Origin of the sequence: uncultured Thiodictyon sp. (assembly GCA_903837595.1) — a bacterium.
Classification (GTDB): domain Bacteria; phylum Pseudomonadota; class Gammaproteobacteria; order Chromatiales; family Chromatiaceae; genus Thiodictyon.
Window position 1 is genome coordinate 1 of sequence record CAILVI010000316.1, and the last position, 1,695, is coordinate 1,695.

At 62.8% G+C, this 1,695-nt stretch carries 1 protein-coding gene; it reads left to right on the forward strand.

Annotated features, from left to right (window positions below):
- Positions 1–225 precede the first annotated feature (225 nt).
- Complete coding sequence (locus tag QZY44_RS17325; RefSeq protein WP_295448924.1) at positions 226–1,605, forward strand: IS4 family transposase; 1,380 nt, start codon at positions 226–228, stop codon at positions 1,603–1,605.
- Positions 1,606–1,695 lie beyond the last annotated feature (90 nt).

Sequence of the window (1,695 nt, forward strand, 5' to 3'; positions counted from 1 at the left end):
ATCTGACTCCGTGTGGACAAGGCGTGAATGTCGCGGGTAAAGCGAGTAAAGCGGGTAAAGGGGCCAGGCTCGAGTTAATTTCGGCCTTGCCGTCCCGAAATGTATTCGAGCCTGGCCCGAATGGCACTAATTTAGTCCAACCGACTGAAAAGTTTGGGGCTGGCGCACACGAGTGATAGACTGAAAGTTGCGAAACCCAACCGACCACCGCGCGAGCCAGCCCCTATGCATCCTAACCAGAGCGCCACGACACGGCAACGTGTCCTTGATCATGCCGGCAGTATCGACGCCGGCGGTTTCTTCAATCTGTTGACGGCCCCGCAGCTCCTCGATCGGGTCGCGGCGCTGGTGCCGGCGCATCGTGAGCGGGCGTTTCCGCCGCTCAAGACGTTGGCGATGTTCATGACCCAAGCGCTGTCGGCGGACGGCAGTTGCCGCCAGGCGCTCGACGACTACGGGGTCGAGCGGGCGATCACCGGGCTGCCGCGCCTCAGTCCGAGCACCAGCGCTTACTGCCAGGCACGCGCCCGGTTGCCGTTGCCGATGATCAGGACGCTGACGCGCCAAACCGGGGAGCTCGTGACGGACGGCGCACCGGCCTGGTGGCACTGGCAGCAGCGTCGGGTGCGGCTCGCCGACGGGGCGACGATGACCTTGGCGGACACGGAAGAAAACCAGGCCAAGTATCCGCAACCCAAGAGCCAAAAGGACGGGCTGGGGTTCCCGATCTGTCGGATGGTGGTCTTGCTGTGTCTGGCGACCGGGGTCGTGCTGGATGCCGCCATCGGTCCCTGCGCGGGCAAGGGCAGCGACGAGCAGACGCTCCTGCGAGCCCTGCTCGACACCCTTCTAAGCGGCGAGATTCTGGTTGCAGATGCTTATTATGCAACGTATTTTTTGCTCTGTGAATTGGTGCGCCGCGGCGTTGATGGGGTGTTTGAGCAGTACGGCGCACGCAAGCGCAGCACCGACTTTCGCCTGGGCGAGTGGCTTGGGGTGCACGACCACCTCATCGTCCTGCCGAAGCCCAAGAAACCCGACTGGATGAGCCAGGAGGACTACGATCAGGCCCCGGGAACCCTGACGGTGCGCGAGTTCCAGGCCGGCCACAAGATCATGGTGACCACCTTCCTGTGCCCCAAGGACGCCCCCAAGTCGATCCTCAAGGTGCTGTACCGCAGCCGCTGGAACATCGAACTCGATCTGCGGAACATCAAGACCACGCTCGGGATGGAGCACCTGCGCTGCAGGACCCCGGACATGGCCATCAAAGAGCTGTGGGTCTACTTGCTGGCCTATAACCTGATCCGCCTGCTGATGGCACAAGCCGCCCTGTTGGCGGACCAGATCCCGCGCCAACTGAGCTTCAAGCACACGCTCCAGATCTGGATTTCGTGGCAACAGCGCGGTGGGGGGACGCATGACGGGGTGGTCATCCGTGCCCTGCTGGTGCTGATCGCCGGGCCCCGAGTCGGCCTGCGGCCGGGACGCATCGAGCCGCGCGCGCTGAAACGTCGCCTGAAGAACTATCCGCTGATGACCAAGCCCCGGCGGGTCGCGCAGGAGGAGGTCCGCAAGAACGGCCACCCCAAGAAGCAGCGCTGAGTACGCCGATTTTTGGTCACGGAGGGCAACGATAACCAATTGATTATGAATCTGACTTGGCTTAAATTAGCGCCATTCTGGCCAGGCTCA

What these genes read in the sequence shown, in the direction of transcription:
- QZY44_RS17325 (WP_295448924.1), top strand. Translation starts at nt 226, where the DNA reads ATGCATCCTAACCAGAGCGCCACGACACGGCAACGTGTCCTTGATCAT.